This window comes from Desulfosporosinus metallidurans (genome assembly GCF_001936615.1).
Lineage (GTDB): Bacteria > Bacillota > Desulfitobacteriia > Desulfitobacteriales > Desulfitobacteriaceae > Desulfosporosinus > Desulfosporosinus metallidurans.
In genome coordinates, this window is the sequence record NZ_MLBF01000014.1 from 1 (window position 1) to 26,033 (window position 26,033).

The 26,033-nt window shown below is 45.5% G+C and carries 23 protein-coding genes and 1 pseudogene; 8 read left to right on the top strand and 16 right to left on the bottom strand.

All coding sequences use genetic code 11. From position 1 onward, the window contains the following. Nucleotides 1-224: 224 nt before the first annotated feature. From DSOL_RS10860 to DSOL_RS10870, 3 genes are all read right to left on the bottom strand, one after another. On the bottom strand, nucleotides 225-3,713 hold the full coding sequence (locus DSOL_RS10860; RefSeq protein WP_075364884.1) for a cell wall-binding repeat-containing protein: 3,489 nt from the start codon (nucleotides 3,711-3,713) through the stop codon (nucleotides 225-227). 506 nt (nucleotides 3,714-4,219) lie between these two features. Continuing rightward, the gene (locus DSOL_RS10865; protein ID WP_139314446.1) at nucleotides 4,220-5,803 is read right to left on the bottom strand and encodes an N-acetylmuramoyl-L-alanine amidase; all 1,584 of its coding nucleotides are present in this window, start codon (nucleotides 5,801-5,803) and stop codon (nucleotides 4,220-4,222) included. Nucleotides 5,804-5,896: 93 nt separating this feature from the next. Beyond that, nucleotides 5,897-8,500, bottom strand: a complete 2,604-nt coding sequence (locus tag DSOL_RS10870; RefSeq protein WP_075364885.1) for a S8 family serine peptidase — start codon at nucleotides 8,498-8,500, stop codon at nucleotides 5,897-5,899. Between the two features lie 300 nt (nucleotides 8,501-8,800). Here DSOL_RS10870 and DSOL_RS10875 point away from each other — a divergent pair, with 300 nt between their 5' ends. Continuing rightward, nucleotides 8,801-10,798 (top strand): cell wall-binding repeat-containing protein, encoded by a 1,998-nt coding sequence (locus DSOL_RS10875; protein ID WP_075364886.1) that lies wholly within the window; start codon nucleotides 8,801-8,803, stop codon nucleotides 10,796-10,798. 47 nt (nucleotides 10,799-10,845) lie between these two features. Here the strand turns inward: DSOL_RS10875 and DSOL_RS10880 are convergent, their stop codons facing one another. From DSOL_RS10880 to DSOL_RS10890, 3 genes are read right to left on the bottom strand one after another with little or no spacing between them, the layout of a single operon-like run. Then, nucleotides 10,846-11,118, bottom strand: coding sequence for a hypothetical protein (locus DSOL_RS10880; RefSeq protein WP_139314447.1), 273 nt, complete (start codon nucleotides 11,116-11,118; stop codon nucleotides 10,846-10,848). Further along, the gene (locus tag DSOL_RS10885; protein WP_075364888.1) at nucleotides 11,087-11,584 is read right to left on the bottom strand and encodes a PIN domain-containing protein; all 498 of its coding nucleotides are present in this window, start codon (nucleotides 11,582-11,584) and stop codon (nucleotides 11,087-11,089) included. Before DSOL_RS10885 ends, DSOL_RS10880 begins: the two co-directional genes overlap by 32 nt. Then, nucleotides 11,581-11,907: a UPF0175 family protein gene (locus DSOL_RS10890; RefSeq protein ID WP_235838775.1), complete on the bottom strand. Its 327-nt coding sequence runs from the start codon at nucleotides 11,905-11,907 to the stop codon at nucleotides 11,581-11,583. The genes DSOL_RS10885 and DSOL_RS10890 overlap by 4 nt, the downstream gene beginning before the upstream one ends. Before the next feature lie 243 nt (nucleotides 11,908-12,150). Here DSOL_RS10890 and DSOL_RS10895 point away from each other — a divergent pair, with 243 nt between their 5' ends. The 3 genes from DSOL_RS10895 to DSOL_RS10905 are packed head-to-tail and all read left to right on the top strand — an operon-like array spanning nucleotide 12,151 to nucleotide 14,495. Further along, nucleotides 12,151-12,531, top strand: a complete 381-nt coding sequence (locus tag DSOL_RS10895; RefSeq protein WP_075364889.1) for an EamA family transporter — start codon at nucleotides 12,151-12,153, stop codon at nucleotides 12,529-12,531. A gap of 8 nt (nucleotides 12,532-12,539) precedes the next feature. Further along, nucleotides 12,540-13,607, top strand: a complete 1,068-nt coding sequence (locus DSOL_RS10900) for a GNAT family N-acetyltransferase (RefSeq protein ID WP_075364890.1) — start codon at nucleotides 12,540-12,542, stop codon at nucleotides 13,605-13,607. Between the two features lie 51 nt (nucleotides 13,608-13,658). After that, the gene (locus DSOL_RS10905; protein ID WP_075364891.1) at nucleotides 13,659-14,495 is read left to right on the top strand and encodes an XrtA system polysaccharide deacetylase; all 837 of its coding nucleotides are present in this window, start codon (nucleotides 13,659-13,661) and stop codon (nucleotides 14,493-14,495) included. On the opposite strand, the gene DSOL_RS29725 is transcribed toward DSOL_RS10905, so the two are convergent. Together DSOL_RS29725 and DSOL_RS26730 are read right to left on the bottom strand one after the other, a co-directional pair. Then, entirely contained in the window at nucleotides 14,492-14,848 is a 357-nt protein-coding gene (locus tag DSOL_RS29725; RefSeq protein WP_345788375.1) for a DUF4143 domain-containing protein, read from the bottom strand. The two genes, DSOL_RS10905 and DSOL_RS29725, sit on opposite strands and share 4 nt — an antisense overlap. Beyond that, nucleotides 14,743-15,267 (bottom strand): AAA family ATPase, encoded by a 525-nt coding sequence (locus DSOL_RS26730; protein WP_345788376.1) that lies wholly within the window; start codon nucleotides 15,265-15,267, stop codon nucleotides 14,743-14,745. The genes DSOL_RS29725 and DSOL_RS26730 overlap by 106 nt, the downstream gene beginning before the upstream one ends. Nucleotides 15,268-15,610: 343 nt before the next feature. On the opposite strand from DSOL_RS26730, the gene DSOL_RS10920 reads away from it, so the two are divergent. Together DSOL_RS10920 and DSOL_RS10925 are read left to right on the top strand one after the other, a co-directional pair. After that, the gene (locus tag DSOL_RS10920; protein ID WP_075364892.1) at nucleotides 15,611-15,838 is read left to right on the top strand and encodes a type II toxin-antitoxin system HicB family antitoxin; all 228 of its coding nucleotides are present in this window, start codon (nucleotides 15,611-15,613) and stop codon (nucleotides 15,836-15,838) included. After that, nucleotides 15,838-16,065, top strand: a complete 228-nt coding sequence (locus DSOL_RS10925) for a type II toxin-antitoxin system HicA family toxin (RefSeq protein WP_075364893.1) — start codon at nucleotides 15,838-15,840, stop codon at nucleotides 16,063-16,065. Before DSOL_RS10920 ends, DSOL_RS10925 begins: the two co-directional genes overlap by 1 nt. Nucleotides 16,066-16,119: 54 nt before the next feature. Here DSOL_RS10925 and DSOL_RS10930 read toward each other — a convergent pair whose 3' ends face one another. The 5 genes from DSOL_RS10930 to DSOL_RS10950 all read right to left on the bottom strand — a co-directional run bounded on the left by DSOL_RS10930 (nucleotide 16,120) and on the right by DSOL_RS10950 (nucleotide 21,408). Beyond that, nucleotides 16,120-16,455: a hypothetical protein gene (locus DSOL_RS10930; protein WP_075364894.1), complete on the bottom strand. Its 336-nt coding sequence runs from the start codon at nucleotides 16,453-16,455 to the stop codon at nucleotides 16,120-16,122. Between the two features lie 88 nt (nucleotides 16,456-16,543). Continuing rightward, nucleotides 16,544-17,251 (bottom strand): glycosyltransferase family 2 protein, encoded by a 708-nt coding sequence (locus tag DSOL_RS10935; protein ID WP_075364965.1) that lies wholly within the window; start codon nucleotides 17,249-17,251, stop codon nucleotides 16,544-16,546. Nucleotides 17,252-17,292: 41 nt separating this feature from the next. Beyond that, nucleotides 17,293-17,682, bottom strand: a complete 390-nt coding sequence (locus DSOL_RS10940) for a DUF2304 domain-containing protein (protein ID WP_075364895.1) — start codon at nucleotides 17,680-17,682, stop codon at nucleotides 17,293-17,295. After that, entirely contained in the window at nucleotides 17,683-19,035 is a 1,353-nt protein-coding gene (locus tag DSOL_RS10945) for a glycosyltransferase family 39 protein (RefSeq protein WP_235838777.1), read from the bottom strand. A 30-nt stretch (nucleotides 19,036-19,065) separates the two neighbouring features. Further along, complete coding sequence (locus DSOL_RS10950) at nucleotides 19,066-21,408, bottom strand: cell wall-binding repeat-containing protein (RefSeq protein WP_075364896.1); 2,343 nt, start codon at nucleotides 21,406-21,408, stop codon at nucleotides 19,066-19,068. Nucleotides 21,409-21,663: 255 nt separating this feature from the next. Between DSOL_RS10950 and DSOL_RS10955 the strand changes: the two genes are divergently transcribed. Continuing rightward, complete coding sequence (locus DSOL_RS10955; RefSeq protein ID WP_083642477.1) at nucleotides 21,664-22,512, top strand: hypothetical protein; 849 nt, start codon at nucleotides 21,664-21,666, stop codon at nucleotides 22,510-22,512. 66 nt (nucleotides 22,513-22,578) lie between these two features. Here the strand turns inward: DSOL_RS10955 and DSOL_RS10960 are convergent. Continuing rightward, nucleotides 22,579-23,022: pseudogene (locus DSOL_RS10960) on the bottom strand (sugar transferase); the annotation flags it as partial. 151 nt (nucleotides 23,023-23,173) lie between these two features. Between DSOL_RS10960 and DSOL_RS10965 the strand changes: the two are divergent. Further along, nucleotides 23,174-24,046: an RpnC/YadD family protein gene (locus DSOL_RS10965; protein ID WP_075364898.1), complete on the top strand. Its 873-nt coding sequence runs from the start codon at nucleotides 23,174-23,176 to the stop codon at nucleotides 24,044-24,046. A gap of 64 nt (nucleotides 24,047-24,110) precedes the next feature. Here DSOL_RS10965 and DSOL_RS10970 read toward each other — a convergent pair whose 3' ends face one another. Together DSOL_RS10970 and DSOL_RS10975 are read right to left on the bottom strand one after the other, a co-directional pair. Then, on the bottom strand, nucleotides 24,111-24,767 hold the full coding sequence (locus tag DSOL_RS10970) for a sugar transferase (RefSeq protein WP_083642479.1): 657 nt from the start codon (nucleotides 24,765-24,767) through the stop codon (nucleotides 24,111-24,113). A gap of 16 nt (nucleotides 24,768-24,783) precedes the next feature. Next, the gene (locus DSOL_RS10975; protein WP_075364968.1) at nucleotides 24,784-25,950 is read right to left on the bottom strand and encodes a DegT/DnrJ/EryC1/StrS family aminotransferase; all 1,167 of its coding nucleotides are present in this window, start codon (nucleotides 25,948-25,950) and stop codon (nucleotides 24,784-24,786) included. Nucleotides 25,951-26,033: the final 83 nt, after the last annotated feature.

The following is a 26,033-nucleotide window of genomic DNA, read 5'->3' on the forward strand; positions in this document are numbered from 1 at the left end:
AAACTATAGCTCTCTCCAGTGAGTACTGAATACTTTTGTAGCAATTTTCCCGCCCTCAAGCCACCTAAAAAGCGAAAAGAGCCCTTCGCCCGAAGACGAAATGACTCTTTTGCTTAAATGTCAGCATAGATCTCAATGTGTGAGGGTCGTACCCGGGGGAAGTAGCCGAAGGCTTCTTCCCTCTGAGCACTAGCACCTCGGTGAGGAGTCATAAGGCTAATTCCTTACTTTTCGACGATCACCTTAATGGTTTTTACTAATCCGTTAGTTGTAATACCACTAAGTGTAATAACCTCATTTTGACCTGTAGTTGCAGTGACTCCAGAAGTGACTGTTCCATATTGATTTACAGCAAATGAACCAGGACGTACATCTACACCTGCGGCAGTGGTGATTTCGTCTGAAACTACTACAATCTGTGCTAATTGATCAGCTTTAGTCCCATACGAATCTACAGCCATGAAGTAAACTACTGTTCTGTTAGCATCAGTTCCAGCTTCATTCACTCTTGCCAAAGAAGCGCCAATACCAAGATAATCTGTTCCTGCCGTAACTGTATTAATTGTTACAACATCGCCAGTTCCATTTACTGAAACACCAGCCTTGAAAGTACCTACAGCAGCAACAAGAGTTTTATCTACAGGTGTTGCAGTTGAAGATTTAATAGGTGTAGTTAATGAATGTACCTTATTATCTGCACCGTAGAATGTTACTGTTAAGTTAGTGCTTGAGGATGTGACGTTATTTGCTAATGGCTTTGCATATACACTTACTCCATCAAAAGCCGCCGGAGTAGTAGTCGAGATTGGACCCTCAATTGCAAAGTCAGTAGAATCAACATATGCTCCAATTACCCTTCCAGCACCCATTACTACTTTTGATCCACCTGATGTTGTACCATAAATGGTTGGATTAGCTGCATAAGCATCTTGTCTAACATTTACTGTACCAGATGTAGGACCATTTGCATAGATAGGATTTGTTACTGTATCCATTGTGTATGATTTAATATCTGTATCCTTAACAACGGAGAATGTTACTGATTTCGAATCAATCACAGTATATGGGTCCGCTGTAGTACCAGCATGACCACCATTCGTTGCAGTATTTGTATCAACCAATGAGAAGACAACTGTTCCTGTGTCTCCCGTTATTGCTGATCCAGTTGCATTGATCACAATAGCTTTTCCGCCATAAGCTACTGCATTTGCTGCCCCTGCTAATTGGGTTTTACCATAATCATCATCCTGACCTGATAAAGCAATAGCGGTCGTGGCAGCAGTAGTTGCGATAACCCTATAATGACCAACTGCGCTATCAGCCTTACCTACCATGTCGTAAACTCTACCATATTGGTCTTTAACAGTGAAACCGCCATAACGATATCCGAAGTCTACCTTTTGGGTTGCACCATGTTGCATTGCACTTAGCAACACTGAAGAATCTAACGTTAACGAGTCAGCCTTAGCAACATCTTGGATATTTAGAGTCAAAGAGCTGAATTTTCCACTCTTCGTCATTGCTGTTATAATGCGTGGTCCTTTGCTGGAAGGTGCCGTAACCATAACTTTGGCAGTTCCATCAACATTTTCTACAAAATCCGCACCGGATAAGGTTACTGCGTTTGATCCTGTTGCTAAATCACTATATTTAGTTAATTGAACTCCATTTTGATCATATGCTACGAATGGAATTTCTTTAGTTTCATTAACAGCAATATCATATGATGGAGCCATTAATGTAAATGCATCTGCTGCCGATGGCTTCTTCAATGTCACATTAAATGTTGAAGTTTTGCCTGTAAAAGTCATAGCAGTAATTGTTACCGGAACATCCATATTCATATCACTGCCAGCAATAACTTTGACTTCAATGGCAGCTTTCGATGAATCATTTGGATCCTGTATAACTCTAGCAGTTACATAGTTGCTTGCAGATACACTTAACCCGTCATTCGAATCTAAGATCATGCCACCCTTAACCAAGTTATAATCTTGTGTAGTATTACCACTGATATCAGTAGCTGTATAGCCCAGATAGAAGACGCTTGAAGTATCTCCTCCAGTCAACACTTTGTTATCAGCATTTGTTAAAGTTGTAAGTTGCATATCGGTTAATGTACCAAGTGCTGTAGATACAGATAATGTAGCACTTGTTGAAACTCCACTAGTGTTATCATAGCCAGTTATCACAATATTACCAAGCTGAATAAGACTCACTGTACCAGTAGGTGTTACTTTAAGCACACCTTTACTTTTGGTAACATCACCAGCACCAGTCTGGAATGTTACATTATTAGCAAGAGATGAGGTTGTAATATCATTTCCATATTGATCTAATACAGTATAGGTAGCATATCCAATTGAACTAGCAGTAGTTGAAGCAGTAGCTGCTACATTAACAACTGCTAATTTGGTAGAAGTGATATTGATCTTAGCAATCTTTTGCTGACTTATAGCTACCGTTGAAGTTCCAAGATCAGTCGTATCATTCTTTACAGCAACGGTATAAGAACCTTCAGGTAAATTTGAAGCACTAGTCACAGTAGCTTCTGTCTTAGCTGCATTCCAAGTCGCTGTTACAGTTACAGGAGTTGTTGATCTTTTAACTGTAAAAGTAACCTTAGTTGTATCTACACATGCTTGGTTAAAAACTACTTTAAAGCTTGCAGCGCTAACAGCACTTACAGACGTAACTGACAACGCACCAGTTGGTGGTGTAACTACGCCAGTAACAACTCCAGTACGTACAGTCTCAGGAACAACAGCTGAACCACCGAGAGCAGTAACAACACTGTCAGCAGCGAGTTTGCTGTGTACGAAAGTTGCTGCAGCAGGAACTGTTCCGTCAGTAAGTACGATAGCTGACTTAGAAGCAGCTGCGAGTGGTGCACCAGCAAGAGCATCAATTCCGGTTACGCCACTAGCAACGAATACATTGCCATAGGTGAGCGAAGAGTTGAAGTCTTGGATGACTTGGTTGTTGGTGTCATAAGCTGTGTTGCCAGCATGACGGGTTGCGTTAGGCAATGCTGCTTTAACAGCATCACTGATAACGCCTGTTCCACCGATAACATCTGAAGCTGTAACGCTGGTGTTGGCAGCCAAGAAAGCTTGAACGCTTGCAGGAACTGCATTTTTTTCAGTTAAGAGAATAGGGGAATTGGAAGCAGAAGCGATCGCTGCGATGGAAAGAGCGTCTTGGTTCAACCAGCCGTAAGCAACAGCAACTTTGGATACTGGAGCACCGAGAGCAACCATTTTCTTAGCGATATTCACGGAAGTTTCGAAGCGATCAGCTCCGCCGAGAGACTCAACTGTGATACCCATGCCCGTCATTTGGTCAAGCACTGCTTGGCTGATGACAGAAGTTCCACTGGTCACATATACTTTCTTAACATTGAGTTTAGTGAGTTCAGCTTTGGTGTCAGCATTCAAGACTGCGCCAGGCTCTTGCAATAGGATAGGAGCTTTCAAGAATGTAGCGAGCGGGCCAGATGTCAGTGCATCCACCATGCCATAAGAAGCTGATGATGCAAGGATAGCTGTACCAGTCCAACCTGTTTGTTCAGCGATTGCTACTGCAGTTTGTGCAGCAGTTCCACCTGCTAATCGAGTCGGGACGGTTGACGCAGCAAAAGCATTAAATGGGAGCATGCTTAATGTCATACCTGCGATAGCTAATGAAGCTAAGGCTTTTTTAGTTTTTTTCATGTAGTAAATTTCTCCTCTCAACTTTTGGATCTCTTCATTAGGTGAACATTTTCTCTTTTACCCAGGACGTTTCTTAGTCGTCCCTCACCCCCTTAAAATGTGTAGCACAATCTTTAGACATTGCGCAATATCTAAAAGCATTCCACAGGACATAAGTGGGAGCGTCCCCCCTAAGGATGATCACATCATCCCTCCTGTGGCGTACCCTTTAGAACCGCATAAGAATGAGGAACCCATAAAAAAGGGTCTGCATTAGCTATATGTATTCTACATGATAGCCAATATTCCTTCTTGCTGTCCGATTTTTTTTATAAAGACCCTTATGAAATTTATTATGGTCGGACAGGTTCTCCATTGATACTGTTCAGTTTACACTAAAACTTACTAGTTTTCCACCATTTAGTCAAAAATATCCTGACCTCGAATGGAATAATTGAAGTATAGCATAGGGTTCGGGTCTAAATGTTAGTATTTTGTGGGCATTCACTAAACAAATTGTTAAACTTTTAATAGCCTTTGAATTTCAGGATTCCTCTGTAGATACCTAACGCGGCCTTTCGTTGGAAATCTGATGATCCTAAAAGCTGTTCTTCGGTCGGATTAGAAATGAAACCTATTTCTACAAGGGCCGCAGGCATCTTGGTATTTTTAATGACGTAGAAGGCTGCGTCCTTTATCCCGCGATTCGTTAAGGAAATTGTTTTTACTAACTCACTCTGTATGCTAGTTGCTAAGGCTTTCGACTGGACGGCCACAGGACTAGACGAACTATAATAGGTCGTTGTCCCTCCTGCATCGGGATTGCTAAAGGAATCATTGTGGAGGCTGATATAGAGATCTGCCTTCTGATCGTTCGCAATCTTGGTCCGCGCCTGAAGGTCGGAAAGCTCTGAATAGGTTCCAGTTGCGGGAGTAACATCCGTGCTGCGCGTCAAGATGACTTGCGCACCTGCCGAACGCAATAAGCCCGCGAGGTTAAGACCCACCGCCAAGGTGTTGTTTTTCTCATACGTTCCGGTCGCCCCAATTGCCCCTGTGTCCGGTCCCCCGTGCCCTGGGTCAACAACAACGGTATATCCCGCCAAAAGATAGGCGGGCTGAACATCTCCTTGTACTATTCCCTTGACTTGGTCTGTGACCACCGCCGTTCCTCCAATGATCACGACATTTAAGGGACTTTCCGTTGGTCTAGACAACACGGAATAAGTTGATCCCGGTAATGTAGCCGTTTGAGACATGACGATTTCGGCTCGTTGCTTGGCGGCTAGACCTCCTGCTGCGAGTGCATCGGGAAAGTTCTCGCCGGTAACAAGATACGTCGTTTGAGCGGTCAGGTCATCCATGGCAAATTCATAGACAGCTGCAGCGGTCTCATAGCGGTCATTGCCGGCAATCCGTTGAACACTGTTCAAGCTGCTCAGTGTCGCACCGGAGACGACTGCTTCTCCCCCCACAACAAGGGTGTTGAGATCCCCTTTTTGCTGTAGACTGTTGAGCTCTTGCTGCGTCGAGGCAGGCATCGTCTTGGCACTGGTCAGAAGAATCGGAGTCTCTGTCACACCTGCGTACGCCGATATTGCGAGAGCATCCGGAAACTGTTCTCCATTAGCCAGGATCACTTGTCCCTTAGTCCCGACACGTTCAGCCACTTTTTGGGCCGTTTCAAACTGATCATACCCTGCAATGCGTTCTGGTTTGCTTAAGCCTGCGTTTTGGATATCTGCCACAACTTGTGGGCTTAAGGCTACTTCTCCGCCTAAAAGGATGACCTGCTGTGCACCCAACCGCTTAATTTCTTCCATAACCTTCGCATCAACTCCCCCCGCTGGAGTTAGCAGAATGGGGGCATCTAACTGATGGGAAAGTGGCGCCGCGACGAGGGCATCTGGGAAATGGTCGGAATTGGCCAGTAAGACTGTATTGGCATGCTGCCACCCTGTTTTAGAAACTTCAATAGCAGTATCTATTTGTCGTACCCCGGATATCCTTGACGTCTCTAAGGCTAGGGGAGAAGCGTTCGCAGGATTCTGTAACCCTAACCAAAATACTAATACCAACATTCCGATGAGTCCCCATTTTAATCTTGCCACACTTTAACCCCTCCTTAAATTTAATACCTTTTAAATTTCGACATATTTGACCGATGTCCTGCCCAAAAAGAAAGGGACTTTCGTCCCAATCTATTATTGAACCCAACGTTCTACGGTCTGTATAACATTTTCTGGCAGTGCTGAGACCCCGCCAAACTCCTCTACTTGCTTTCCTTGCCAAGAATCCAGGAGGGTAGCTAAACTGGAGGGAATGGTGGAATGCGTCGGGACCAGGACTACCATTGATCCGTAGAAAGCGGCACGGACAGCCCCAGTGAGGGCATCTGGGTAATTTTCTCCAGTGGCGATTTCCAGTTTGGAGGTTGTCGGAGGATAAGCTTGCAAAACGGCTGCGGCGGTGTCGTAAGCCGTGTCACCGCTGATCCGTTTGGGAAGTGGGAGTTGATCCATGACGTCCGCGCCGACCACAGCCGTCCCTCCGATGACCAGGGTTTGAGTTACATTGAGCTCCCTGAGAGCGGTTTGCGTATCCTCCGCTAAGGTTGACGGTTCTGTGAGTAAGATGGGGACCCCCTGTCGTGCAGCCCAAGAAGAGATGACTAAGGCATCCTGGAAGTAACGCACGCTGGCCACGATGGCCTTTCCTCGGGTACCGAGTTCTCGGGCGATCGCCACCGCTGTTATTTCTGCCGTGTAACCGGCTAGACGTTTTACGTCATAGTTCTGCTGAAGCTCGATTTGAATCGTCGAGGACAGAGCTGCTGTGCCTCCTAAAAGATAGATGGTCTTGGGGGCCAGTCTTACCAGCTCCGCCCGAATCTCATCCGTGAGACCTGAGCTTGGCGAAAGCAAGATCGGGGCTTGCAACTTATAGGCGAGAGGGGCTCCAGCGAGGGCATCTTGGAACTGATTAGCTTGGGCGAGAATCACAGTATCTGCGCCGGTTGTAAAGGTAGCTTGGGAGATCTTTACTGCCGTTCCCTCAGCCGTAACTCCTGCAAAACGATTGCCCTCTGTCGTTACCTGAGGGGTCCCTACCGCATAGATTCCAGGCTCATAAAGGCCAAGCCTGGCTTCACCATTTACGATCTCTCCACCTAAGGAAATCCAGCGTGAACCATCCCAGCGATAGACTGCCGCAGTCGCTGCAGAGCCCGCTTTAAGTGAGGGATCGTTCAAGGTTAAGGAGAGCATGTTCTGTGCAGTGACACTTCCCCAGTCCAGCTGAAAGACTGGGGTTAAGAAACTTGCTCCGTTTGGTAAGCTGGCCGGAGCCGGGATTGTTTGTGCCGATACGTTGGCGGAGCTGCTAAATGCTTGGGTAGGGATCGTTAAGCTCACCTGTGTCGAACCTGCTACTGCTTGGACAATTCCACCCCATTGATTGACAGTACCAGGAGAGGTTAACGTTTTCATTGTTTGATTAGCAAGGGTCAAGGCTTGTTTCACATCCACAAGCCCATACCCGTATGCATTATCCCGTCCTGGCGTGCCTAAATCCTTTACCCCCGCCTCAAGAACCTGAATCACTTGATCTCTAGACCAATCGGGGTGTTGACTCCAAACCAGGGCCGCTTCTCCGGACACGAACGGAGCGGCCATAGAGGTTCCACTCGCGTCGGCGTAACTTGCCCCCTTGGTTTTGCTCCACCAATCACTAGCGATGGCATCTCCCGGGGCAGCCAGGTCAACCTCTGGACCTGTGACTGAGTAATCTGCCACCTTGTTTGCTGTGTCTGTCGCTGTTATGGCCAGCACGTCTGGGTCAGAGGCTGGGTAGCTCACACCGGGATTTCCTTCCGTCTGAGGGTCATAATTCCCCGCAGCCGCGATTAATAAGCACCCCTTTTTATAGGCATAGGCAACGGCTTTCCTTAATATATCTGAGGAGACTGAACCATTTGGCGAGCCAATGCTTAAATTAATAATTTGTGCTCCATGATCCGCAGCCCAGACAATGCCATCGGCAATGGCATCGTCATACCCTTCTCCCACGGAATCAATGGCCTTTATCGGCATAATTTTTGCCTGATAGGCCACTCCGACAATACCCACGCTGTTTCGTTCGGCAGCGGCGATTCCAGAGACGTGGGTTCCGTGTCCATTATTATCCTGATTTGCACCTGGTACTTCGCTCTTGGTGATGGCATTGTAGCCGGGGACTAGATTGTCCTTTAAATCCGGATGTTGAAGCGCCACACCCGTATCGACGACGGCGATCGTTATTCCTTTGCCAGTGGCTCCCATGTCCCAGGCTCCCTGGACGTTGCCATTGATGATTGACCATTGGTCTTGAAAAAGGGGATCGTTCGGCACGTTTGATCCTGGTGACGTTGAGGTTGTGGTTGTTGATGCTGTCGTTGCCGTTGTAGCTGCGGTTGTGGTGACTAAAGTACGGCGATGATTTTCCTCCGCCCCTAAAATCCCAGGGGTACCCTTTAGGGCCGCTATGACTTGGGGCATATTTTTTGAGGCCTCGAGTTCTAGGGTTGCAAAATTAAGCGGTCCTCGTCGCACAACCTTTGCCCCGAAGTCTTGGGCCACTTTGTCAACATCCGTCCCTGGGGCTAAGGATACGATGACTTGAAAGGATTGGGATGGGGCTTGTGCTTGGGATGGAGTTTGTTGTCCGAGGGCTGGTGGAGCGAGCCCCAAGTTAAGAACCATCATCCCCAGAACTACCAAAGACACTAGCCCTACTTTGAGTTGATTAATCACTCTTCTTCTAATTAACATCTTCTTCACGTCTCTTTCGTGTGTCTTTCTTGTCTTTGGTAACTCTTCTATGTTTATTTCAAACCGTTATGGGATTCCATTCGACAATTAATGTAACTTTCCTTCCCTTTTTGCGTCCCTCAAATGTTAAGTTTTTGTGTTCTCTATGTTGACTGTATGATTTTGGAAGACTATGTTTCACAATTTTTAGGAGGATTTCTCCTTTTGGCAAAGAATATCTTAGGTATACCCGAGATATAGGCTGGTGCTTGAATACATTAAAACGTATAGAAACAAAAGAAAAATGGAGGAATTTTATTAATGCACTTTTTCACTAAGAAAACCCTTAGTATTTTTTGTGGTTTAGCCATGCTTGTTAGTGTTATACACTTCCACCCGCTAAGTGTACAAGCTGACCCCACCGAATCCGTGACGGATCGTATTTATGGGAATACACAATATGATACTGCCGTAGAGATTTCCAAGAAGGGTTGGGATTATGCTCCTGTCGCGGTGCTGGCAACCGGGAGGAATTTTCCGGATGCACTGACGGGGAGCGTTCTAGCGCATAAAGTAAATGGGCCTTTGCTCCTTACCGAATCGGATCATCTAACTCCCGCTGTTTCCGCAGAACTCAAACGCCTCGGTACGCAAGAAGTGTATCTCTTGGGCGGTACGGTTGCTTTGAATAGTGGGATCGAACAGTCGCTCAAAGACCAAGGGATCTTGCCACGGCGGCTTGCGGGCTGGGACCAGTATGGAACAGCTGCTGCCATTGCTGGGGTGGCCACTCCGAGTTCTACCCAGGCTTTCTTAGTCAACGGGGAACATTTTGCGGACGCTCTGAGCATCTCATCGTACGCAGCTGCTCAAGGAATTCCTATCTTACTCACACGAAGCGATTCTCTCCCGGCGGAAACCGCGACGGCCCTCGCCCAAATGGGGGTTCAGAACGTGACGTTGGTGGGCGGCACGGCTGTGATTAAGGACTCCATTACAGAACAGCTCGGCAAACTACCTCAGCCTGTTAAGGTCACCGCGAGATATGCTGGGTACGATCAATACGAAACCAACACGACAGTCTTAAATCAATTAGGCTTCGAGACATCTAAAGTTTATGTAGCGACGGGAGAAAACTTCCCGGATGCCCTAGCCGGTGCTGCTCTGGCTGCCAAGGACAAGGCGCCGATTCTCTTGCTACCCCATGCGCAATTGGGCGCTTCGACAACGACTTATCTCAATCAAAAACGGACTTCAGGCTCAGCCTTTACCATTTTTGGGGGATGGGGCGTTATCAACTATAAGCTAGAAAGTATCGTTCGCACTGGGGTGATTCAGTCACGGATTTCCCTCCAATACACCCAGGGCAGTGTACAGGGAATGCTTAACCAGGTCCAGTCCATTCCTTCACCTGCTACGGATTATGCCGACCTTATTGCGCCAAGTTGGTATTACCTTGATGATACCGCTGATGGAAATGTAACTGGGGGCTGGGATACGGGCACAGGGGATTACTCCAAGTTTACAGCTGCGGCTCATTCCCGCAACTTAAAAGTCCTTCCGGTTATCCAATCGTCTTGGGACAGCGGCAAAACCGTAGATACTGTACTGGCTTCTGATACTGCTCGTGCTAAGCTGGAAAGCCAAATTATCCAGCGGATCCAGAGGACAAACTCAGACGGCATCGTGATCGACTTTGAGCTGATGAGCACTGCCACTGGGCCCAACCTCACTCAGTTCATGAAAGAACTTTACGCTCAACTTCATCCCTTGAATAAGTTAGTCATCGAGGCCGTCATGGCCCGAACTGGTTCAGAAACCTGGCTTGGCGAGTTTGACTACCATGCCCTGGCCCAATATGTTGATTACTTGCACATTATGACCTATGACTACAGCCACTCTGCCCCCGGCCCCCTGGCCCCACTGGATTGGAGCAGCAAAGTCTTACAATATACACGCGGGCAAGGGGTAGACATGCATAAAGTTCTCCTCGGTCTCCCCTACTATGGGGTTGACTGGTGGACAACTGACACGGGAACCAACCCAACCTATAAACGGCGCTCGGGCGGGATGGCTGAACTTTTGGCCTTAGCGAAAGGCCCAGTGCAACGCGACTCTTCACAGATTCCCTACTTCAACTACACCGATGCTTCAGGGACTCACACCGTCTATTTCGACGATGCGCAAAGCTGGAATGCCAAATTAGGGTTGCTCAATCAATATAACCTAGGCGGAGTCGGGGCTTGGTCCCTGATCTGGACGCAAAACCCTACCAGCTCGAACGCGATCTTCCCCCTTTTGAAGCAGTATCTCCGGTAGGGAAGCAGGGGGACGGTTCTCTTGCTTCCCCCGGCAGCGCTGGGTCCTTAATATTCATCCATCAGCAAAAACTCGGCAATGTTTTTATGCTTGACACCCTCTATATTGTCTTGCCAAAAGTCCTCCATTGTCACAACATATTTTGGATAATGGTCTCTTATACCGAGCAATGCTCCAAATTCTCTTTCTACTGTTGATTCTTCCGATAATTTATAGGCTACCTGATGGTACCGAAGTTGCGGAATAACCATTCTCTTTTTGAGCACAAAAAAAGAGCCGGCAAAATTCTTATTCGCCTGCTCTTTCCAACGTACCGTCATACAACTTTTTTGATATTCTGTAGCCGCTCTGCACCAAATCGTCGAGATATGGTCTGACTTTTGTAATCTTCTCCGTTCTTTTGGCCAACAATAAGATTCCAATAACACCGGTCGTTGTAAAGAGTAATGCCTCGGCAAGGTTACGTGCAGAACGATCATCAATAACCAGTGTTCGAATGCCAAGTTCTTTCGCTCCTATGATGACCTCCACTTCTCCTCGGTGTAATCTTCCTTGCAATTGCTCTACCATTGACTGATTTTCAACCCTAAAAACGGAGATATTTTGTTCCAAAACCGCCTTCTCCACTTCAAGTGTACTGGCATATTGGACCACATTTCCGTGGACAATTTCCTCAAACACTGCTTCTGGAATCATAACTTCGTCAAATAAGGTCCATAATAGATCCAGCTTTCCGATCTTGGAAAGACCAATGATTGGGCTGGAATCGCAAACAACCCTAATCATTTCACGGCTCCCATTTGATCGAGCAGCTTCCTAAGAGACTCATCATCCTGGGATTGCTGCTCTTCCGTATACTCGCCCCAATGCAATCCTCGGCTTCTCAAAATCTCCATGAAATCCAACAGTGACCGTCCTGAAAGCTGCGCTGCTTGGGCTAACGAGACGGCCTTGCTTGCGAAAAGCCCGATAGTGAGGGACAGCCTGACCCTGTCATCCAACGAAGTCCCGACCCCCAAGCTATTAACAATTGGCACAAGATCGTCTGGAATGTTCACCTGAACTTTTGATTGTTCCAAAGCCATCAGAATCACTCCCTTTTGCATCATATTATATACTAACTCCGAAATCATTTATACCCAAACAGTAGGGGAACTTCAAGTTCACCCACATCTTAGAATGATGCACTAGATGCATTCTTTGGGCCACGAGTAGGGTATCCACCTCCAACTTGAACCCAAAGATAAACTTGAGGTGCCGAAGACATGAGAACTGTCCCCATGTCTTCGCTTCGCAAGAGCTCGTCTCCGTCCAATTAGGCTTGCTTATAAACCCTCACATTGTATAATATTATGAAAGCTAGACTAGAGAATGATGAGGTGGCCTTTTTGTTAGTCTTACTGACGATTTTTAATTCCGTACTCATGGTGACGGGCCAAACTCTTTGGAAGCTGGGAGCCACCGGCAAGGAGATCCACAGTCTTGGTCAACTCTTGCGCCTTTTTTTAAGCCCTTATGTACTTTCTGGGCTCATGGTGTATGCGTTTGCTTCCGTCCTTTGGATTTATATTCTAAATAAAGGTGAGTTAAGTTATGTTTATCCGATTCAGAGTACGGCCTTTATTTTCGCCCTTATCATTGGCACAACGATTTTCAAAGAACATCTGACGCCTACGAAAATCATAGGGGTCTTAGTGATTTGCCTTGGCGTTATTATTATCACACGAAAGTAGGAATCCACATGTGGAAAACCGTTAAATACATGCCTGAAAATTTATCGGAAACCATTGATTTAACGAGGGAGTATTACGGAGAATCCTGGATTTCCGACCCTGGATACTTAAAATGGCAGTATGAAGCCAACCCGGCCGGTCCGGCAATCATCCAATTGGCCCGAGATGTGGAAACGAATCAGCTTGCCGGTCAATATGTCGTGATTCCGATGCGGTTTAAAGCGTATGACAAAACGGTTAACGGAATCCTCTCCCTAAACACCCTGACTCGCCAAATTTACACTGGACAAGGGATTTTCACAGGATTGGCCAAAACCGTCTATCAGGACTGCGCCGAGCAAGGCGCGGAGTTTTGCTATGGATTTCCTAATCCGAATTCCTACCCGGGATTCACTCGCAAACTAGGGTTTACCGACCTCGGAAGTGTCCCCCTCTTGCTCCGCCCCTTAAACACCAAGACCTTGGTCACACGAAAACTCGGTTCCCTGCTTGGGTCTCTTGCACTTCCCTTCCAGCTTTTCTATAAGGTGAAAGACCGCTCAGATGACCGCTATGAGGTTTATCCGCTCACCGCCTTTAATCTCTCCGCTATAAATGCTTTCTGGGCTAAAATACAAGATAAATACCCCATTATGGGAATCCGTGATGCAGACTATATACGCTGGCGGTATTTTGAAAATCCCTATCGGGACTATCAGATCTACGGGATTCATAAAAAAAACAGCTCTGAGCTTATCGGTTATATAGTAGGCCGATGCACCGAAGTAGAGGGTATGTCTTCTGGTATGATCGTCGACTTTCTAGTCGATCCAAGCGTTCCCGACGCAGGGAACTTTCTCATTAATCGCCTCCTGCGCTTCTTTGTCGATAACAACATGGATTTGGCCGGTTCGCTAATGATGCCCCAGACTGAAGAATCCCGCATTCTCAAAGCTAATGGCTTCTTCACCTGTCCCAAATTCTTGGAACCGCAACCCTTCCCGGTTATTTACCGCAGGCTTAGCAATCAAGGGGAAGACCCGTTCCTCCAACTCAATCACTGGTTCTTAACCATGGGTGACTACGACGCTATTTAAAGTAGGGGCACGATACCTCGTGCCCTTTCTGGATGAAAGCAGGATTAAACTATGAAGAATATATTAACCATCGATCTGGAAGAATGGTTTCACGCTAATTATCATGATGACGTTTTTGACCCCCAGAAGACGTATGAAGTACGAATTGTCCAAAACACGGAACGCCTTTTAGACCTTTTTGCCAAACACAAAGCCAAGGCTACCTTCTTCGTCCTTGGCTATGTCGCGGAACAACACCCCCAGTTGATCCGGGAGATCGCGACAGCAGGACACGAGATTGCTACCCACGGGTATGCACATCAGCTCGTTTACCAACAAACCCCTGCAGTATTTAAGGAAGATGTTAGTCGAGCCAAAAAGCTCGTTGAAGATATCATCGGCAAAAGCGTCAAAGGCTACAGAGCTCCTTCTTGGTCCATCACTCCAAAGTCTCTCTGGGCTTGGGAGATTCTCGAGGAATTGGGTTTTGTTTATGATGCCAGTGTCTTTCCGATTGAAACGTATCTCTACGGCCTGCCCTCTTCTCCCCGTTTTCCCTACCATCCTCAGTACAAGGAAAGGACCCTCAACCTTCTTGAAGTTCCTTCCTCGACGGTCCGAATTTTAAATAAAAATATTCCTTTTGCCGGTGGCTTTTATTTCCGTGCCCTTCCCTATTCTCTGATCGCGCAGTGCATTAATACGGTGAATAAAGAAGGTCACCCAGCCATCGTCTATCTCCACCCCCGCGAGATTGACCCCGGGCAACCTCGGCTCACCCTCAGTCTGAAAGAGAGCCTAATCCATTATTACGGAATTAGCGGGTGCGAGCAGAAGTTGATACGCATTTTGAAAAAGTTCGAGTTTACTTCAATTAAGGAGTCTTTAAACTATTCGGCAGAACATTAATCGCATATTTTTCTGCTGGTTATAAGTTGCTGTAGCACATATTGTTCAGTCAAAGCACCTTTAAACTCTTCAAATAGTTTATTCCCCTCAAGCAAAGATTTGATATCAAGTTCACTCATTGCCCCGAGCAACCCGACGTCAAGAACAAACAATTTAAACGCATTAAAATCTTGATAAGCCATAAGAGGCCTATCTGGCTTTGTAACTCTGTTTATCTTATAAATTAATCCGCAGTCGATAAGCCATGTCATCGCAAGCTCATACTCTCTCGCTCTTGCTCCTTGCCGTATAAGTCCGTATATAAATTTCCGATTTTCCTTAGCGAGCTGAGCAGGAATAGAGCTCCATAGCATTCTGATTCGTGGCACGGCTTCATTTGGCGCATGCTTTGAAAATCCTGTTCATAGGCCATCAATATTTCCTTTTGTAGTTGACGTACTTTGCCATAATCGGAGTCTTCTAGGAAAGACGCAACAACTGCTGGCATGCCTCCAATATAATAATACTGTTTTAATAAATCGATATAGTTACTTTTAAAATTTGTTATTAAGCTGAAATCTCCGCTCTTTAGCAATTTTACCAAATCATCATAGCCCATGGCGCTCATAAATTCTAAGAAATCCAAGGGATACAAGTCCATGAATTTCACTTTTCCAACAGGAAACGAAGTACCAGGATGAAGCGCTACACCAAGCAACGACCCTGCAGCTACAACATGATATTCAGATGCGTTTTCACAAAAATATTTCAGGGAGGTTAATGCTCTCGGCACTTCTTGAACCTCATCAAAGATAATTAAGGTGTTTTGTGCCTCAATTTTCTATCCTTCGAGTTTTTCCATACACTTAAATCCGTCATCGAATTTCTAAGCATAATATCACCTCTGATTCTAATATACCCCCAAGCATATCACACTTAAACACCAAAGTGGAACGACTATTGTTAATAATGCGACACTTTTCCTAACGACTATTCAATTAAGAAGTTTGAGGTTTACTTATGATACGACTTTAGCGCAAATAATCAGGAATAATATGGCAATTAATCTTTATATTAAGTATAATATAAATAACGAATTTATTGATCTATCCTTATATATTAAAGGGGGTTAGCTTGTGAAAAAATATAATTTTACGGTGCTCATTGAAAAGGACGAAGACGGAGGATATATTGCAACTGTGCCGGAGTTAAAAGGCTGCCATACCCAAGGGGAAACGATCGCCGAAATAATGGCTAATGTAGATGAAGCAATCAAATTGTGCTTAGAGGTTCATGCAAAAGACGGAATCCAGGTCTTTGATCCGAACTTTATTGAAGCCAAACAATTTGAGTTGGTTATCTAATGAGTAAATTAACGATTATCTCATCCAAGGAAATGGTAGCAATCCTAAAACGGTTAGGATTTGATGAAATACGACAAACGGGCAGTCACAAATTCTTCAGCCGTCAAGATGGTAGAAACACCGTCCTTCCTATGCATAGCAAGGATCTCAAACGTGGACTGATTAAAGCAATCCTCAAAGACATTGGGATATCCGATGAAGAATATGAGATAATGCGAAAGGATTAGAATAAAATACGAGATCGTAGGTTTACCCTACGATCTCGTTTCAATTTAAAGTATTCATTTTACAGCTTTAAGCCTTGCAAGGTCGCCCCAATTACTTGCTGTGATTATTTCAACATTTGATAAGTCTTTTCTGATGGCTTTGATTTCTCCACTTATCTCCGCTATATTAAACGACATTTTATCGTGTTCTGCTTTATCGACTTGTGCTAAATGTTCTAAGGCCTTTAATATTTGCGTATTTTCTTTGATTTGATTCCCTTGGTTATCTACTTTCTCTGCTAATGTGCTGATTTGATTCCCTTGGTTATCTACTTTCTCTGCTAGCACATCAAATTTGTGATTGAAATCGTTTTTGAGTCCTTCAATTGCTTGAAGGATTTTATTTTCCATTCTTATCACCTTCTTTCCATCTAGTAGTATTTGTTCAAGTATATCACAGTAAGCCTCTGACTTGTATCAGTGAGCGAGGTAAAAAACCTTAATCCGGCCAAATCTTGCTCATCATTGAGTTAAGAATAATCGCCAAGCTCACTTTCACCATATAATAGCCGCTCTTAAAGGGGGTAATCGAGGAATTCCCGGACAAGCGTGCGTCCATTTCTACCGAAACTTCGATCACTCTCAGCCCATTTTTAACCAAAGTCACAATCGAATCCGGCTCCGGATAATCTGTAGAATAATGCGTGGATACAACTCGCAAAGCCTTCTGATTATAGGCCCGAAATCCGGATGTTGGATCTGTATAGCTCTTGCGAACAACGGATTGGATCGTTTTACTTAAGATATAAATTCCTAGACGCCGAGGTATAGCCGATTTGTACGACGTTTTGGCTAAGAAGCGCGATCCGATTGTGACATCCGCCTCTCCAAGGAGTATTGGATCGATTAACTTCTTAATTTCTTCCGCCCGATGTTGCCCGTCCCCATCCACTTGCAAGGCCACATCATAGTGATTTTTCACAGCATAAAGAAACCCGGTTTGAACCGCTCCTCCAATACCGAGGTTCACGGGCAGAGAAATCACCTTTGCCCCCTGCGTTCGAGCTACCTCAGCGGTTTGATCGGTCGAACCATCATCAATCACGAGCACATCAAGCCAAGGGGATGTGGTTTTAAGATTTTGAACCACATGACCTATATTTTCTGCTTCATTTAAAGCTGGAACAATTACTAGAGTACTTTTCATAGTGTTTCCTAAACCGTCCTTACCCAAGAATTCCATCGGTTTCAGCCACGGGATTTTTCAATCGACTCAATTTCCATACTGACGGCTTTTTCCTCCAGAATCTTTATGTCATCTTCGAGTAGTGCAATCCGTTGGATCAAGGCCCGATTGTTCGAACTCAACTTGGAAATTGCTAAGGAAAAATGGATGCATAAGACAAACACCAACACCCCAAAAATCACGAAAAGCGCCGAAGGGGCATAATAAATTCCCATAAGGCCTGCCAAGTACTCAATCCCATTTCTCCAAAGGGAAAAGAAGATCATGCCTAGACCCGCGACAATCCAGATGAGAGAGTATTCAACTGCCAAGCGCCGCCGCCGAACTTGCTCTACGACAAATCCTGTGACCATCAGGCTGGTTAAAAGAGCGGCTATCTGAACACGAGACATCTATACCCTTCTTCCTATTCGCAGATTTGCCTTAAAAAGTTTCCCGATTCCCTCGAAGACCATAACCAAACCCAAGGACCCCAGAAGAATTAACGCAGGCATTACCGGTAAGCGGTAGCGAGCGCCGGAAACCACCGTGATCATCGATACTACAAAACTATAATATACTGTAAACAGCAAAAGAAAGCTGTATTTTTTCAAACGGAAAAAGCTCAGAAGCGCTCCGGCGAGCCCTAACAGGAGATACCATTTGTCGAGCGAATCCCCCTTCATCTTGTAGGCTTGACCGTCAGCGGGAGTCACCGGTTGCCAAAATAGGTTTATTTCTTTCGCCAGCGTGCGCTCCAGAAACAGCACGGGGTGTTGAAGAATATAAGACACTCCTAGTTGCTTATAGTCCTTTTCTTGTTCTGGAATCGGAAGTTTTTCGATCCGCGCTTTCACGACTGGGTCATAGCTCGGTTGGGTGTAATAAAAATAGCTGTTTGTCACTGTCAAAGGATTGTTCCCTAGGTAAAACTCATAGGAACCATAATTGGACACCGCAATAAACTGATGATATTTGAACGCGTTGCGAATCCACCAAGGACTCATAACCAGAACCGTCATCATCACGATAATACTGAAGTCTCTGATTGCTGTTTTTAAATGCCCGTGCTTCAACCAGAGAATCCAAACTACCAGGACTGGGAAATACAGCAGAAGCAACGGACGGACAAGGTTTGAAATCCCGATCGCAACTCCTAAGATCAAGAGGGTCCGGAGCTTAGGTCGTTCGATTTGTTTGGAATAGAACGCTAAGAGATAAAGGAACAGCGTGATCGTGAAAACATAGGTGGTTTCTGTGAGAACGTACATCCCCCAAAAAGCATACAGAGGGTATCCCAGGGTCAACCCGTAGGGGATCCAAGCATACTTCTTGCTAAATAGGAGTTCCCCTGTCTTATAGGCTAGCACGGCGCTGGCTGCTCCAAGTGCGGCGTGCAAAACAACAATCACCATTCCATAACTTTTGAATCCAAAGATCCCATAGATCAAGGCTAGAAGCAAGGGATAGATCGGCCCAACCACATACTCGCGTGTTTGAGCCACCTCCCGTACGACACCGTCAGCCCCTTGCGCGAAATTTGCGGTATTCACGAGTCCTCGCCCTTGAAGGAAATTCTCGGCAATGTTGGAGTAGTGTAGTCCATCCGGCGAAATAAAATAATGCACACTATACGATTTGATATAAAGAAGCTCTATGCCTAAGGCTATGAAAAAAAGGAGTCCTGTAATCCACAGCCCTTTTCGATGCTCGATATTCGATACACGATGTTCTAATTCTGGTGTTCTTTTATACTGTTTATCCAATGACGTCCATCCTCTGCCGATTTAGGAGTACTACTGAGTTAATAGACTACTAATCAATTTCTCGTTAACAGTGCCAATTACCCCAGTTCCACCTAAAATATAAGTTTTAGTGGTCTTGCCGCTCAAGCTTCCCAGATAAGTTTTAGTATCGTCATTCAGACTGTTTTTGGGGATTAGAAGCATCGGGCTCCCCGTTAAGGCGGCAAAAGCACCCCCTGATAAGCCATCTGGAAAGGTCTCCCCCGTGGCAACGACGATTGACATGGGATCTTGATTAAAATACTTTACAATCTGTAACATCGTATCATATTTTGTATTTCCAGCCAAGCGCTTCGGGCCATAGCTCTCCAGAGCGCCTCCCTTACTGTCAAACGCAGTCGATATGGCAAATTTTCCTCCGACGATGATCGTCTTAGTCACCGCGAACTCTTTCAGTATTTGTTTGGTGGAGTCGGGCAAGGTGTTCTTTTCTGTGAGCAAGATAGGAATCCCCAGAGCAGCCGCGGGGGCAGACGCAGATAAGGCGTCCGGGAAACTGGTACTGGAAGCAAGGATTACCTGAGTACTGGGGCCAATCCTCCTAGCGATCTCTGCCGCAGTATCGGCGGCTGTGTCCCCGAAAATCCGCTCAGACGGCAGGTTTGCTGCGGTAAGCGCGTCCGTTACTGTCTTTTTGATCGCACCCTCTCCTCCAATGACATAGACCTTACTTCCGGAACCGAGGCGTTTCAATTCTTGCAAAACAGCCTTGTCGAGCTGATCGGGTGCTGTTAAGAGCAAGGGCGCCTTAAGTTTCTTAGCTAATGGGGCTGCTGCTAGGGCATCCTGAAAACGGTCTACCCGCGCAAGGAGCACAACAGGGGAAGAGTTATCGACCCACCCTGCTTGTGAAATGTTGATCGCCGTGTCCTCCGCTCGCGTCCCTGACAGGCGTATGATACTCGGGACCACCGGCTGGGAAGTTGGCGTCGGAGTAGGAGTAGGAGTCGGGGTAGGGGTAGGGGTTGGTGCCGGCACAGGGATTGGGGTCGGGACGGGAGTATTCGTTTTTTGGTAGCCAACTTTAGCCCGTTCCGTCAGAGCTGCATCCAAGATTGGCCCCTGCAGAACTGTTAAATAATATTTAGCAGCACTGGCGTTTGATGAGTCTGTCCCTACTAAAGCTAACTTATCCGCTTCAGCTAAGAGCTTACTATAGGCACCCAAAAGGCCTGTTTTAGTCTGTTCCGCAAGGGTTGCATCCAAACTCTGGCCCTGAAGAATCATCCAATAATCTTGAACTGCGCTCGTGAGAGAGGATCCTGTTCCTGCAAGGGATAATTTATCCGCTTCAGCTAAGAGTTTGCTTAAAGCACTTTGAAGGCCAGTCGTGGCCCGTTGCGTGACTCCGGCATCTAAGCTAGGACCCTGGAGGACAGTCCAGTAGTATTTAGCTGCACTCGCGTCTGAGGTATCTTTCCCATCAAGGAGCAAAGCGTCTGCTTCAGCCAAGAGATTGGCATATGAGCTTAGGATTTTCTGCGATACGAGCGTCTTATCCGTGACCACCGGGCTATTATAAGCTGTCGCGTAAAATCCCAAGGCGTAATAGGAACCCCAACGGGCATAATTGAACCAGTAATCCCCGTTGGCAGCCTCCGCACCGGAACCTCCACCCGTAGCGATCAAGAGATTTTGATCAAGCGCTAGGTCTCCCAAATGAGTGGGCGTCGGTGTACTCCAGCGACTTTGGAGGCTAGGAGGATTGATCGGTGGCAACAAGGTTTTGGAGAATTTAGTGGCTCCGGGAGCGAAGGTAATAGCACTATTATATTTTTGGCCCATAAGGCTGAAGATCGAATCTTGATACGTGGACTCCCCGCTCAGGCTATTCGGGTTATTCCTTGCACCCCAACTGTTATAACCCCAGATTGCGAAATACCAATTTTCTAAGACGTTGCGGTCTCCATTTCCAATCTTAGGATAAGCTCTCCACTTCTGGTTAAGGAGCTGGCAACCCACTTCAATATTATAGTCAATGTCGTTTTTCAGTCTATCCACAGTTGCTGTGTCCGCAGAGTTATAGGAGGAAACTTGCATAATTCCAATGCCGATACCGTCATATCCGATGAGCGGTTTATCGGTGATCGGTAACCCAGTGGTTGAATCCCGTTCATATTGTTTCCACCCGCTCTCCATCCAAGCAACGGCCTTAAGAAGTACCGGCGGAATGTTATATTTATTGGCCCAAAATTCGAGTTTTTTCCCGATCTCAGTATAGTAAGCCGTTTGATCAACTGCCGCTGAAGCCGTTTTGACCGGAACTAACTGCAAAAAAAAGAGTCCGACAATCAGTACTGCAATGACCTTCCTGAATTGGTGCGTTCTCACCATTTCTACCCCTTCCTACTATAACAATTAAGTCATGATGATCTTTATTACATTCCTTATTCGACAAGAAAGGGATAGTTCCTGCCCAAAGTTATGCAAGATCGGGGACGGTTCTTGACTTGCATGCTTGACTTGCATGTCTCCAGTTTCTATTCTTTCGAATTAACGAAAGATCTCATTCCTGCAATTTCTTGACAAACATATTTACGTTCACTTCGGATAGAGATATAATATTTAAAAAGGAGAGATATAATAAGATTGGGGAATAGCGAAATACCTTATCAACACAAAGATATAATTTTCAAATCTCTAACTGAGATATTTGCCGATCGGGTCCTGAACTTTTATGATATTAACACTGCACCGATCGTACGTGCTGAACCAGCAAATCTACCTACAATTATGGTACAAGAAAAAACCATGGACTTTGTTTTTTATCTGGCTGATGATAGCTATTTGCATTTGGAATTTCAGAGTACTCAAGGCCCGGAGGAACTGGAGCGATTTTTAGAATACGATATAGCCTTGTATCGAAAGCGCAAAAAGACGATTCATACTTATGTAGTCTACGGTTCAGGAATTAGTGGAGCACAAGAGGTTTTAAACTGTGGATCCATTGAATATCGAGCCAAAGGAATATACATGGATCGTTACAACGGGGATAGCATCTTTTCGGACTTGGAACAAAAAATTCTAAGGGGTTCAAGACTAAATGAACTAGAACAAATGCAATTAGCCTTTTTACCTTTAATGAAGAGTATGCACTCCAAGCCTGAACGTGCTCTCGAAACCATTGAACTAGCAGGTATGATCCGAGATGAAGCCCAGAAGACGTTTTTGACTGGTTGCGTGATTGCAATATCCGATAATTTTATTGATCAAGAGTATACACGGAAAATCATGGAGGTTTTAATGATGAGCAAGGTATTACGAGCATTAGAAGAAGAGGCTAAGGACATGGGTCGAATGGAAGGTCGAATGGAAGGTCTTGATGCAATGAGAATAGCTGCTAAGAAGCTAAGGCTTAAGGGGATGAGCGTCAAGGAAATTGAAGAAATTACAGGGTTAAGTTCAGAAGAAATTCAAAAGCTAGATGATCTAAACTAATCCCCCTCATATTCCTACATTTAAAGCCCCCCTCGCCAAACGAGGGGGGCTTTAAATTGGATCGCCTTAAAAGGCACCCTTTCCTGAAAATACCACAAAGATAGTTTTCCACAGAATTTTGAGGTCCAACCAGAAACTCCAAATGCGGACATATTCCAAGTCATAAGCCATTGTCTCCCCCAGGGTCAGCTCACTTCGCCCATTCACTTGGGCCAAACCAGTAACTCCTGGAAGAACATTGAGGCGTTGCTGTTGTTCTGGTGTATAGAGCTTTACAAGTTCCGGCACCTCAGGGCGAGGGCCGACCAAGCTCATATTTCCCACCAAAATATTTAAACGTTGAGGCAGTTCATCCAAACTTGTTTTTCTAAGAAAACGACCGCTTCGGGTTATCCGCGGATCATCTTTTTCCTGAAAGACGAAATTCTCCAGATCTTTCACCTTTTCGAGTCTGTCCTTCATCAAAGCCTCCGCATTCTGAACCATAGTACGAAACTTATAAATGGTGTATGCAAGATCGGGGACGGTTCTTGACTTGCATGTCTCCAGTTTCTACTCTTTCGAATTAACGAAAGATCTCATTCCTGCAATTTCTTGACAAACATATTTACGCTCACTTCGGATAGAGATATAATATTTAAAAAGGAGAGATATAATAAGATTGGGGAATAGCGAAATACCTTATCAACACAAAGATATAATTTTCAAATCTCTAACTGAGATATTTGCCGATCGGGTCCTGAACTTTTATGATATTAACACTGCACCGATCGTACGTGCTGAACCAGCAAATCTACCTACAATTATGGTACAAGAAAAAACCATGGACTTTGTTTTTTATCTGGCTGATGATAGCTATTTGCATTTGGAATTTCAGAGTACTCAAGGCCCGGAAGAACTGGAGCGATTTTTAGAGTACGATATAGCCTTGTATCGAAAGCGTAAGAAGACGATTCATACTTATGTAGTCTACGGTTCAGGAATTAGTGGAGCACAAGAGGTTTTAAACTGTGGATCTATTGAATATCGAGCCAAAGGAATATACATGGATCGTTACAACGGGGATAGCATCTTTTCGGACTTGGAACAAAAAATTCTAAGGGGTTCAAGACTAAATGAACTAGAACAAATGCAATTAGCCTTTTTACCTTTAATGAAGAGTATGCACTCCAAGCCTGAACGTGCTCTCGAAACCATTGAACTAGCAGGTATGATCCGAGATGAAGCCCAGAAGACGTTTTTGACTGGTTGCGTGATTGCAATATCCGATAATTTTATTGATCGAGAGTATACACGGAAAATCATGGAGGTTTTAATGATGAGCAAGGTATTACGAGCATTAGAAGAAGAGGCTAAGGACATGGGTCGAATGGAAGGTCGAATGGAAGGTCGTGTGGAAGGGCGAATGGAAGGTCTTGCGGCAATGAGAATAGCTGCTAAGAAGCTAAGGCTTAAGGGGATGAGCGTCAAGGAAATTGAAGAAATTACAGGGTTAAGTTCAGAAGAAATTCAAAAGCTAGATGATCTAAACTAATCCCCCTCATTCTCAAATTAAAGCCCCCCTCGTAATCCGAGGGGGGCTTTAATTTGATATCTCCCTAATATGCACCTTTGCCTGTAAAAACCACAAAGATAGTTTTCCACAGAATTTTGAGGTCCAACCAGAAACTCCAAATGCGGACGTATTCCAAGTCATAAGCCATTGTCTCCCCCAGGGTCAGCTCACTTCGCCCATTAACTTGGGCCAAACCAGTAACTCCTGGAAGAACATTAAGGCGTTGCTGTTGTTCTGGTGTATAGAGCTTTACAAGTTCCGGCACCTCAGGGCGAGGGCCGACCAAGCTCATATTTCCCACCAAAATATTTAGAAGTTGAGGCAGTTCATCCAAACTTGTTTTTCTAAGAAAACGACCGCTTCGGGTTATCCGCGGATCATCTTTTTCCTGAAAGACGAAATTCTCCAGATCTTTCACCTTTTCGAGTCTGTCCTTCATCAAAGCCTCCGCATTCTGAACCATAGTACGAAACTTATAAATGGTATAAGGTTTTCCGCCAAGACCGACTCTTGTCTGCTTAAAAATCGCTGGCCCGGAAGAGTCTGACCGAATCCAAAGAACAATGATGAGCCAGAGCGGGGATAAAATCACAAGGAGAACCACGACAACTAGAAGGTCAAGCAGCCGCTTCAGAACTAATTGCCACCGGGAATATTCAAACTCTTTGCTCTCCACAGATGCCGAAAATCTCTGACCCATCATTTATCTCCTTTCTCTACTTCCGGAAACGCTCCACCACTCGCCTTACCGCATTCACCACATCACTCGCGTCTTGCATGCTCATCTTAGGATACAGCGGCAAGGAGATCGTTCTCTCGAAAACGCTCTCCGCGATCGGGAAGTCGCCCGGCTTGTATCCATACGTGTCCCGGTAATACGGGTGCATGTGAAGTGGAATAAAGTGGACACTCGTTCCAATATTCTCTTCTTTTAGTTCTTCAACAAACTTTCCGCGATCTATGGATAGCTTATCCAAATTCAGCTTGATGATATACAAATGCCAAGCGTGTCGTGCATAATCGAGTTCTACGGGCACTTCAATCTCCGGCATTTTTCCAAACTCAACCTTATAATAGTCTGCAATTTCCTGGCGCATCCCCTGCATCCGTTCCAGCTTATCCAGTTGGGACAGCCCCAGTCCTGCCATTATGTCAGACATATTATCTTTATACCCTGGTGCAAGGATTTCATAGTACCACGAACCAGCTTGAGCATAGCGATTCCAGGCATTCCGACTCATACCGTGCGTACTTAAGATGCGGATCTTATTATACAAATCTTCATCGTTGGTTGTGACCATGCCGCCTTCACCTGTGACTAGATTCTTGGTGGCATAAAATGAGAAAGCGGTGGCATTCCCAATCGACCCAATCATTTTCCCTTTATACTGGGTATAAACGGCATGGGCTGCGTCTTCCAGGACAAAAAGGTTATGTTCTCGCGCAATCGCCATGATTTCATCCATCTCGCAGGGATGCCCCGCTATATGAACTGGGATGATCGCTTTGGTCCGAGGCGAGATTTTCTCTCGAATTTTCTTGGGGTCAATGTTCATCGTGACCGGATCAATATCCACGAGTACTGGCCTTGCCCCAGTATGAATGACCACATTAGCTGAAGAGGCAAAGGTCATCGGAGTAGTCAAGACTTCGTCTCCTTCCCCGATACCAGCAGCCACTAGGGCAAGATGCAACGCTGCAGTACAAGAATTCACTGCAACAGCGTATTTAGCTCCAACATATTCGGCAAAACGTTTCTCGAATTCCATAGTTTTGGGGCCCTTTGCGATCCAGCCTGACCTTAGACTGTCCACAACCCCTGCGATATCGTCCTCTTCTATCAAAGGAATATTATAGGGTAAGAATTCTTGACGTACACTCATAACAATTCCACCTTCTTTGGAAGCGCCTACTAGAACACTACCTTTTTTCAATCTTAGGCTCCGCTGATCCCCCTAAAGCAATT

What these genes read in the sequence shown, in the direction of transcription:
- DSOL_RS10860 (WP_075364884.1), bottom strand. Translation starts at nt 3,713, where the DNA reads ATGAAAAAAACTAAAAAAGCCTTAGCTTCATTAGCTATCGCAGGTATG.
- DSOL_RS10870 (WP_075364885.1), bottom strand. Translation starts at nt 8,500, where the DNA reads ATGTTAATTAGAAGAAGAGTGATTAATCAACTCAAAGTAGGGCTAGTG.
- DSOL_RS10875 (WP_075364886.1), top strand. Translation starts at nt 8,801, where the DNA reads ATGCACTTTTTCACTAAGAAAACCCTTAGTATTTTTTGTGGTTTAGCC.
- DSOL_RS10880 (WP_139314447.1), bottom strand. Translation starts at nt 11,118, where the DNA reads ATGACGGTACGTTGGAAAGAGCAGGCGAATAAGAATTTTGCCGGCTCT.
- DSOL_RS10885 (WP_075364888.1), bottom strand. Translation starts at nt 11,584, where the DNA reads ATGATTAGGGTTGTTTGCGATTCCAGCCCAATCATTGGTCTTTCCAAG.
- DSOL_RS10890 (WP_235838775.1), bottom strand. Translation starts at nt 11,907, where the DNA reads ATGATGCAAAAGGGAGTGATTCTGATGGCTTTGGAACAATCAAAAGTT.
- DSOL_RS10895 (WP_075364889.1), top strand. Translation starts at nt 12,151, where the DNA reads ATGAAAGCTAGACTAGAGAATGATGAGGTGGCCTTTTTGTTAGTCTTA.
- DSOL_RS10900 (WP_075364890.1), top strand. Translation starts at nt 12,540, where the DNA reads ATGTGGAAAACCGTTAAATACATGCCTGAAAATTTATCGGAAACCATT.
- DSOL_RS10905 (WP_075364891.1), top strand. Translation starts at nt 13,659, where the DNA reads ATGAAGAATATATTAACCATCGATCTGGAAGAATGGTTTCACGCTAAT.
- DSOL_RS29725 (WP_345788375.1), bottom strand. Translation starts at nt 14,848, where the DNA reads ATGCTATGGAGCTCTATTCCTGCTCAGCTCGCTAAGGAAAATCGGAAA.
- DSOL_RS10925 (WP_075364893.1), top strand. Translation starts at nt 15,838, where the DNA reads ATGAGTAAATTAACGATTATCTCATCCAAGGAAATGGTAGCAATCCTA.
- DSOL_RS10930 (WP_075364894.1), bottom strand. Translation starts at nt 16,455, where the DNA reads ATGGAAAATAAAATCCTTCAAGCAATTGAAGGACTCAAAAACGATTTC.
- DSOL_RS10935 (WP_075364965.1), bottom strand. Translation starts at nt 17,251, where the DNA reads ATGAAAAGTACTCTAGTAATTGTTCCAGCTTTAAATGAAGCAGAAAAT.
- DSOL_RS10940 (WP_075364895.1), bottom strand. Translation starts at nt 17,682, where the DNA reads ATGTCTCGTGTTCAGATAGCCGCTCTTTTAACCAGCCTGATGGTCACA.
- DSOL_RS10950 (WP_075364896.1), bottom strand. Translation starts at nt 21,408, where the DNA reads ATGGTGAGAACGCACCAATTCAGGAAGGTCATTGCAGTACTGATTGTC.
- DSOL_RS10970 (WP_083642479.1), bottom strand. Translation starts at nt 24,767, where the DNA reads ATGGGTCAGAGATTTTCGGCATCTGTGGAGAGCAAAGAGTTTGAATAT.
- DSOL_RS10975 (WP_075364968.1), bottom strand. Translation starts at nt 25,950, where the DNA reads ATGAGTGTACGTCAAGAATTCTTACCCTATAATATTCCTTTGATAGAA.